Raw genomic sequence first — 9355 nt, 5'->3', positions numbered from 1 at the left:
GTCCAGCTGCCCGGCCGTGAGCAGCTGCTCGGTCGCGAGCCGCTGGCGCTCGGCGCGACGGCGCGAGCGGCGCGACAGCGGTTCGTCGGCGGCGGAGGCCGGTCGCTCGCTGCCGACCTGATCGACGGGAGCGCCGGTGAGCAGAGCGTGCCAGATCGCTTCGGAGGTCGCAGCGGACTGCAGGGTGAGCGGGCCCGCATCGGTCGAGGGCTCGCCGAACGAGCCGAGCGAGTCCGGCCCTTCTCCGTCCTCGAACCGTGCATGACGAAACATCGTCATGGTCCCCTCCCCAATATCCAGTTCTTCAGCAGTGACTGTCAGCCGCTGCGCGTCGCAGACATCCTCCGGAAAGGGGAGTGTGACCGAGAGCGTCGCCCGGGTGAAGCGATGCGCCACTGCATTCCACTCGTAATGGTGCTGGAGCTGTCGCAGGATCTGCTCAGGCGGGCAACCGCTTAGCCTGAGGATCTGCTCAAGACGACGTGTCGGATGCGCAGCGGCGCGGGGTCTTCGCCGATCTGCTGCGGCGGGCCGGAGTTCACCGAGGGTTCACACAACCGTCGAAGAAGCAGGAATCCAGACACCTGGGCGACACATCGGGTGACTACGAAGAGAAGCGGCATTCGCCGTCTCCCTTCCTGAAGAGGTTCTTTCTCCATGCCCCACTCCTCACTCCGCCGTGCCGGAGCCGGAGCGCTCGCTGCGGTGGTCGTCGCCACCGCGCTGGTGTCCGGTGCCGTTCCGCAGATGACACCGGCCGCGTACGCCGCAGACGGCGCCCTGACGCCGGCACCCGAGAACAGCACTGCCGCCGCGCAGCCCGAGCCCACCGCCCCGCAGCCCACCGCCCCGCAGCAGACCTCGCCGCCGGAGGAGTCCGCCGCGCCCGAAGAGACGGTGACTCCTGCTCCGGATCCGTCGTCCTCCCCGCCGACAGAACCCGGCCATGCAGAACCAGCCCCCTCCGAGCGTGATCCCGTCGAGATCGCTCCGAGCACCGAAGACGCCGCGTCCGCGGCATCCGACGACGCGCCCGCCACCGGCGAGAGCGGCAACGCGGCCGAGCACTGGCCGCTGCTGATCACCGAGATCAACGGTGACAACGTCGGTGCCGACACCTATGAGTTCGTCGAGGTCACGAACACGACTGCCGAGCCCATCGACCTCACCGCCGAGGGTCTGCAGATCAGGTACCACACGAGCCAGTGGAACGCCGGCACCGCGCAGCCGCTGATCCACTTCGACGGCGAGGGCGACAGCCCGGCTGTCATCCCCGCCGGCGGCACCGCGGTGCTGTGGATGAACTACGCCGATGGCGACGCGCGCCGCAGTCTGACGAAAGAGCAGTTCCGCGCGTTCTACGGCGTGTCCGAGACGGTGCAGGTGCTGCGCTTCGGCCCGCAGGGTGGGTTCGCGAACAGCGGGTCGCGTGGTTTCAGCCTGACGGATGCCGAGGGCGCCCCCCTCACGCGCGCCTGGGTTCCCGCCGATGACGGCGTGACCTCGACCCCGTGGAACGCGCAGTTCGCCGTGCCGAACCAGATCGGCTCGGCCGACGCACGCCTGGTCGACTTCGACCCGACCGGCGCGACTGCAGCACCGACCCCGGGGTCGATCACGATCGATCAGGTCACCAGCGAGCTGATTCCCGCCCCGAAGCCCACCGACCCTGACGCGACGGGCCCGATCCTGCAGATCACCGAAGTCGCTCCCGACACGGCGAACGTCGCGGGCTCCGACGCGTTCGAGTTCATCGAGGTGTACAACGCCTCGGACGCGCCCGTCGGCTTCGGCGACTACGCGCTCAGCTATCTCACGACCGACAACGCGCTGACCGGGCCGACGACGAACGCGTCCACGCTGTGGCCGGCCGGGCCAGGTGAACCCGCCATCGCCCCGGGCGAGACGCTCGTGCTGTGGGTACAGAACCCTGCGGTGCTGAGCGCCGGATACACGGTGGCCGACTTCAACGCTGCCTTCGGCACCGAGCTGGTGCTCGGCGAGAGCATCCTCACCATCGCATCCGGAGGCATGGCCAACGGCGGATCACGGGGTCTGCAGCTGAGCACGAAGAGCGGGCACGACATCTCCCGCGCGTACTACTTCGACGACGCGCAGACGACCGCCTCCACGGCGATCCAGTACGGCTGGAACCCCGCTGACGTCAGCGGCGCCCTGTGGGTTCCGGCAGATCCCGCCGGCACCGGCCAGACGATGCTGGGCTTAGCGACACCCACCCCGGGTGCCGTGAGCGAAGAACAGGTCGCGGGTTCCTACGTGCCGTACCCCGCCGCCGGCACGGCGCCGACGATCGTCGACCTCACCGAGGGCTCCGAGCTGCCTGGCGGTGAGGGGATAGAACTCGGCTTCGACATCGCCGACGACGTGCTCGTGCGGCGGGTGACCCTGACACTGACCGACGATCTGGGCGCCACCGAGACGCGCGAGCTCACCTTCACCACCGCCGGCCGCTACGTCTACGGCATCCCGTCGGTCGACGTCTACGGCAAGCGATGGCTGGAGTACTCCGTCACCGCGGGTGACGGCAGCCAGACCGTCACGCTCGGGCCGGTGCGTCTCACGCTCGACGACAGTGCCGACGAACCCGTGCGGCTCAATCTCGCCGAGGAGCAGTACGTCGGCGGGCAGACCCCCGTCGTCGCGACGACCGACGGCGATCCGGCATCCCTGTCCCTGTCGATCGATGGTGAGCCGGTCGGCGAGACGACTGCCTCGCTCGAGCGCGCACCCCGATTCGCCATCGAGGCGACGAGCACCGACGCCTTCTTCCGCAACGGGCTCAAGCTCGGCGACACCGTGCTCACGGTGTTCGACGAGGGCTATTACGACCGCATCGTCACGGTCGACGCCGAGGTTCCCGTGCAGGAGGTGGTGCGCGGCGAGCAGCTGACCCTCGGCGTTTACGCCGGCACGAAGGCCTGGCCGCAGCCCGACCCGAACGAGAACAACGACGACTACACGGCGATGAACCCGCGTCTGGTGCTGCCCGATGGACGAGTGCTGCGACCGACGTCCTGCGCGGGAGCCGGCGAGGGCCAGGAGCCGACGGCGCGAGCATGCCCCACCACCTCGACCGAGCGGATCAACTTCAGCGACGCGAACCTGGTGTACTTCCTCGCGACGTTCACCATCCCCGACGACGCCTTCGACTCGGTGTCCACCCTGTGGGACACCACGACCGTCGCTGACGGCGAGCACGTCGTCACCGCTGTCGAGTCGAACGACGCGGCTCGCGCCGTGGCGCCGGATGCCCGGACCGCGACCCGCACGGTGCTCGTCGACAACACGGCCCCTCAGATCGACGCCACGCTCGTGGACGGGCGCCAGTACCGCGGCGAGTTCACCATCGACGCGACGGTCACCGACACCGGATCGGGTTTCGAATCGGTGACGGCCATGCTCGACGAGAAGGAGATCACGCTGCCGCTGGCGACATCTTCACTCGCGCTGTCGCCTGGCGACCACACGGCCGTCATCACGGCGAAGGACGCGGTGGGCAACGTCTCGACGAGCACGACCGCGTTCTCGACGGCCGATGAGAAACCGCGCACGCAGTTGATCAGCCCCGACGACGGCGCCGAGCTGACCGGCGACGAGGTCGACCTGGTCGCGCGTCCCGGTTCCCAGGTCGACGACCGTCTGGAGCTGTGCTTCGCCGAGGGGTACTCGTACACGCCGCTTGATAGCGCGGTGCGGGTCTCGTCGGGCGCGACGTCGAACTCGCGCTCGACCGACCGCACCGAGGCGAGGCGGCTCAGCGAAGACCAGCTGGCGCGCATCGCCCACCTCGACGGAATCGAGGTCGCCGAGAGCTCGGACACCGCCATGCCGTACCAGCTGTTCACCGTGCGGGTCCCGGCTCGCGTCGGTGCCGATGCGCAGGTGCGAGTGGCGTGGGAGGGGTCATCTAACGCGGACGCCAAGGTGCTGCTCTACGTGCAGAAGACAGACGGGTCGTGGCGCGAGATCGACCGTCACGTGACCACCGGAGGGGCGCCCACCTCCTTCTCGCTGGAGGCGGAGGTCGCGGTCGACGGGCACGCGAAGAACGGGGAGCTGACTCTGCTGGTGCAGCACTCCGAGGGCTGGGCGGGCAGCGACACCAGTGCGCGCGACTCCCAGACGACGCCGTTCCATCCCGGCGCGACGCCTCGCGATCAGTACGACTTCACCTTCGGGTGGCTGTCTGACACGCAGTACTACAACCGCAACGAGGGAGATCTGGGCGGCAGCGGCGGCTCGGACATCTGGTACCAGCATCAGGTGAAGATGAACGACTTCCTTGTCGCGCAGCGTGACGCGCTCAACCTGCAGTACGTGACGCACACCGGCGACATCGTCGACAACTACGATCAGCCGCACCAGTGGAAGAACGCCGACGAGGCGTACCGCAAGCTCGACGACGCAGGCATCCCGTACGGCGTGCTGGCGGGCAACCACGACGTGGGGCACTGGGACGGCGACTACTCCGAGTACAGCAGGAACTTCGGCGAGGCCCGCTTCGCCGGAAACCCCTGGTACGGCGGCTCGTACAAGGACAACCGGGGTCACTACGACCTGATCACCGCCGGCGGTGTCGACCTGATGATGATGTACATGGGCTGGCCCGACCCCAACGACGAGGCCTCGAACTCCGAGGACATCGCGTGGATGAACTCGGTGATCCGGCAGTACCCCGAGCGCAAGGTCATGATCAACCTGCACGAGTACATGCTCACGACCGGTGGACTCGGGCCGTTCCCGCAGCGCATCTACGACGAGGTCGTGGCGCCCAACGCGAACGTGGTCTCGGTGGGGTCCGGCCACTACCACGACGCGTACACGCGGCTCGACGAGTTCGATGACGACGGAGACGGCGCGGCCGACCGGACGGTCTACTCGATGCTGTTCGACTACCAGGGTCTGCCGGAGGGCGGCCAGGGATACCTGCGCCTGCTGCACTTCGACAACGAGCAGGGCCGGATCATCGTGCGCACGTACTCGCCGTCGCTCGACGACTTCGACTCCGACGACGCGTCGCTGAACAACCCGGCGGGTATGCAGGAGTTCGAGATCCCATACGCCGCCGGCGGCATCGCGCCGGTGACGAAGGTGCTGTCGACCGACGTGTTCCGCGCCGACATCCTCACCACCAACGTCATCGACTGCGTCCAGGATGTGGTGAGCGGTGAGCAGACGGCGGTCTCCTGGGCAGAGCTGGATGCCGGTGAGCACGGCTGGTACGTGCGCACCACCGGCCCGTTCGGCGGTACCGAGAGCACCGAGGTGCGATCGTTCACCGTCGACGGCAAGGCGACGACCGACCCCGACGAGGGCGGCCCCGGTGGCGGCTCCGGCGGCGACGGTGGAGACGGAGGCTCGGGTGGCGGAGGCTCGGGTGGCGCTGACGGTTCGAGTGGATCGGGCGCCGGCGGTTCGAACGGTGACGAGAATCCGACCGTGGCCGGTCTCGGCAACCCGCTCGCGACCACCGGAGCGTCGGGCGCATGGACGATCGGTCTCGGCATCATCGCGGTGCTCGCGCTCGTCGCTGGCGGCATCCTGTTCCGCAGCCGACGACCCCGCGTCTGACTCCTGAGCACGAAGACCTCGTCGGCGCAGGCCGGCGAGGTCTTCGCGCCAGCCGGGACGTGCTGACCGTGGTCGCCGGTACGACCCCGGTACCCTTGAATCCATGCTCAATATGGCCGAGGGTCTGTCCCGACTCGGCGCGCTCGCCGCGAATCCCGTCGTCGCCGCCCTCGCGACCGCCTTCGCCGATGCGGGCTTCGACCTCGCCGTCGTCGGCGGCCCGGTGCGCGACGCGCTGCTCGGCCGTGAGACGCACGACCTCGACTTCACGACGAACGCCCGCCCCGACGACATCCTTCGCATCGTCACGCCGATCTCCAGCACCCAGTGGGACATCGGCCGCGCCTTCGGCACCATCGGCGCGCGTGTGCGGGGTGAGCAGGTCGAGATCACCACGTACCGCGCCGACAGCTACGACGGCGTCACCCGCAAGCCGGTCGTCGAGTTCGGCGACACGATCGACGGCGATCTGCTGCGCCGCGACTTCACCGTCAACGCGATGGCGCTGCAGGTTCCCGCCGTCAAGCTGATCGATCCGACGAGCGGCGTCGAAGACCTCGTCTCGGGCATCCTGCGCACTCCGATCGACCCCGAGATCAGCTTCGGCGACGACCCGCTGCGGATGCTGCGCGCAGCGCGCTTCAGCGCGCAGCTCGACTTCGCGATCGACGACGCCACCTTCGCCGCCATCGAGAAGCTGCGCGAGACGCTGACGATCGTCAGTCCCGAGCGTGTGCAGGGCGAGCTCGTGCGGCTCATGCAGACCGACGACCCGATCCGCGGCATCCGGCTGCTGGTCGAGAGCGGGCTGATCGAGGAGTTCCTGCCCGAGGTGAGCGCGCTGCGGCTCGAGGTCGACGAGCACCACCACCACAAAGACGTCTACGAGCACTCGCTCACCGTGGTGCGCCAGGCGATCGACCTCGAGAAGGCGCGCAACCCCGAGGCCGCCCCCGACGTGCCGCTGCGCCTGGCCGCCCTGCTGCACGACATCGGCAAGCCGCGCACCCGCAAGCTCGAGAACGGGGGAGGGGTCACCTTCCACCACCACGACGTGGTAGGCGCGCGCATGGCGCGCAAGCGCCTGCAGGCGCTGCGCTTCGACGGCGGCACGATCGAGGCGGTCGCGAAGCTCATCGAGCTGCACCTGCGCTTCTTCGGCTACGCCGAGGGCGCCTGGACCGACAGCGCCGTCCGGCGATACGTGCGCGACGCCGGAGATGTCGTCGACCGTCTGCACATCCTCGTGCGCGCCGACGTCACCACCCGCAACCGGCGCAAGGCCGCTCGCCTCGCCTCCGCCTACGACGACATCGAGCGGCGGATCGTCGAGCTGCGCGAGCAGGAGGAGCTCGACAGCATCCGCCCCGAACTCGACGGCAACCAGATCCAGCAGATCCTCGGCATCGCGCCGGGCCGCGACGTCGGCGAGGCCTATCGGTTCCTGCTCGAGGTGCGGCTCGACGAGGGAGTGATCGGCCCGGATGCCGCCGAGCAGCGTCTGCGCGAGTGGTGGGCTGCGCGCGGCTGAGCCGCTGCATCGTGGCGCGGCCGCGACTTCACGGTCTCGCCGCGAGACTTGCCCTGCAGCATGAGACGGGCCATCGTCAGCGCTGTCTCATGCTGGAGCGGAAGTCTCGGCGTCAGCGGGCAGCCGCAACGCGGCCTCAGCGACCGAGCTCCGTCGCCACGGCTGCGCGCAGCCACTGCATGTACGTGTCGCGGTTCCAACCCGACTGGGTGACGAGCTGCTGGTAGCTCTCGGGTGACAGCAGGAACGACAGTGCGGCCGCGGTGGTCTGAGGGTCATGCTTCGCAACCGCCAGGCCGCGTGCGATGAGCTCGTCGACCAGGCGACGGTAGTCGTCGGTGCGACGGTGCAGGATCCGGGTGAGCACTTCGTCGACCCGGCCGTCCGACAGGGCGGCGCCCAGCAGCACGGTCCAGATCCGGTGCCCGCGCGCGTTGGCGTCGGTGATCTGAGCCAGCACCGCATCGAGGAAGACATCGTCGGGCAGCTCGAGCACCCCCTCAGCGACTTCGGTGTCGGTGAGGGATGCCGCGCCTTCGCGTCCCGAGAACGCCATCTCGAAGGCGGCGATCAGCAGCTCGGCCTTGGATGCGGTCGACTTGACGGTCTCGCCGGACACGCCGGCCGCGCGTGCGATCGCGGCGATGGTGGTCGCCTGATATCCGTGCTGGGCGAACAGATCGCCGGCCGCAGCGATGATCCGCGCGCGGGTTTCGCGCGCCTGACGGGCCCGGAGCTCGGATCGATAGACGCGAGTGGCAGGTTCTACCATTGACTTTCCTCTGAGGCAGTTGAATACTATCCCGGTACATCGATCTTAGAGAAGGAGTGCCATGTCCAGCCACCTGATCGCCTGCACCCCGGCGCATGGCCACGTTCTGCCGTTGCTGCAGGTCGCCCGCCATCTCATCGAGCGCGGTGACGAGGTGACGTTCCTCACCAGTGCCCGCTACGCCGAGCGAGTCGTCGCTGCGGGTGCCCGGTTCGTCGCCCTTCCCGCCGCTGCCGACATCGACCTCGACGACGCCGACAGCGCCTTCCCCGAGCGCAAGGGGCTGACCGGCACGGCAGCGCTGCGCTTCGACATGAGCAACCTGTTCGTCAGGCCGGGAGTGGCCCAGCTCGCCACGCTGCGCACCGTGCTCGCAGAACGGCGAATCGATTCCGTGCTCGCCGAGCCCCTCTTCCTCGGCGCCGCCCTGCTGCAGCAGCTGCCCCGCGGCGAACGCCCGCCCGTGATCGCGCTGGGCATCTTCCCGCTCGGCGTCGGCAGCCGCGATGCGGCACCGTTCGGCCTGGGTATCGCGCCAATGGCGGGACCGATCGGGCGGCTGCGCAACGCCGCGCTGCGAACGATCGCCGAGCGGGTGATCTTCCGTCGCGTGCAGAAGGAGGCTGAAGACCTCGCCCGCCAGGAGACGGGTCGCGGCCTCGGTGGATTCATCCTCGACTGGGCCGGACGAGCCGACGCGTACGTGCAGTTCACCGTCGAGGAGTTCGAGTATCCCCGTTCGGACCTGCCGTCGACCGTGCACTTCGCCGGGTCGCTCCCCGCCGCGCCCTCCGCGCATGAGCTGCCCGAGTGGTGGGGTGATCTCGACGCCGGCGCACCGGTCGTGCACGTCACACAGGGAACCATTGCGAACAGCGACTTCTCTCAGCTCGTGCAGCCGACCATCGACGCGCTGCGCGACAGCGACGTGCTCGTCGTCGCATCCACCGGCGGTCGTCCCCTCGGCGATCTGTCATCCGACCTGCCCGCGAACGCCCGCGTCGCCGAGTACCTCCCCTACGACGCTCTGCTGCCCAAGGTCGATGTGATGGTGACGAATGGCGGCTACGGCGGGGTGCAGCAGGCGCTGCGGCATGAGATCCCGCTGGTCGTGGCAGGGCGGACCGAAGACAAGGTCGAAGTCTGCGCAAGAGTCGCGTGGTCGGGAGCCGGGGTCGATCTGCGCACACAGACCGCTGCTGCTGCGGATGTCCGGGCCGCCGTGCACCGTGTGCTGAACGAGCCCTCATTCCGGTCGAACGCATCGCGGATCGGGCGCGCGCTGCGCGCCGCCGACCCTTGGCAGACACTCGACCGGGTGATCGACGCGCGTGCCACGCCGCGCGACGCGGCGCCGGGTCCCGACCGGCATCCGGTTTCCGACCAGATCCCGGATGCCGAACGGCGCTGAGTTCGAGGGCGTCGGCCCCGGCCCGGCCTGGCATCCGGCCACCGGGTGG

General features: G+C 69.1%; 5 protein-coding genes. 3 read left to right on the top strand and 2 right to left on the bottom strand.

Annotated elements, in window-relative coordinates:
• Positions 1-396: hypothetical protein (locus RT309_RS11340; RefSeq protein WP_313357123.1), on the bottom strand; the 396-nt coding region annotated here is incomplete at its 3' end.
• 261 nt (positions 397-657) lie between these two features.
• Here RT309_RS11340 and RT309_RS11335 point away from each other — a divergent pair.
• Positions 658-5592 carry a metallophosphoesterase gene (locus RT309_RS11335; protein ID WP_313357121.1) on the top strand — a complete coding sequence of 1645 codons (4935 nt, stop codon included), beginning with the start codon at positions 658-660 and terminating at the stop codon, positions 5590-5592.
• Positions 5593-5695: 103 nt separating this feature from the next.
• Complete coding sequence (locus tag RT309_RS11330; RefSeq protein WP_313357119.1) at positions 5696-7123, top strand: CCA tRNA nucleotidyltransferase; 1428 nt, start codon at positions 5696-5698, stop codon at positions 7121-7123.
• 136 nt (positions 7124-7259) lie between these two features.
• Here RT309_RS11330 and RT309_RS11325 read toward each other — a convergent pair whose 3' ends face one another.
• Positions 7260-7895, bottom strand: coding sequence for a TetR family transcriptional regulator (locus tag RT309_RS11325; protein ID WP_313357117.1), 636 nt, complete (start codon positions 7893-7895; stop codon positions 7260-7262).
• A gap of 61 nt (positions 7896-7956) precedes the next feature.
• Here RT309_RS11325 and RT309_RS11320 point away from each other — a divergent pair, with 61 nt between their 5' ends.
• Positions 7957-9306, top strand: coding sequence for a nucleotide disphospho-sugar-binding domain-containing protein (locus RT309_RS11320; RefSeq protein ID WP_313357115.1), 1350 nt, complete (start codon positions 7957-7959; stop codon positions 9304-9306).
• Positions 9307-9355: the final 49 nt, after the last annotated feature.

Source organism: Microbacterium sp. (assembly GCF_032084865.1).
Classification (GTDB): Bacteria; Actinomycetota; Actinomycetes; order Actinomycetales; family Microbacteriaceae; genus Microbacterium.
The sequence above is the reverse complement of the archived record's forward strand: the minus strand, read 5'-3'. Positions and strand labels throughout refer to the sequence as shown.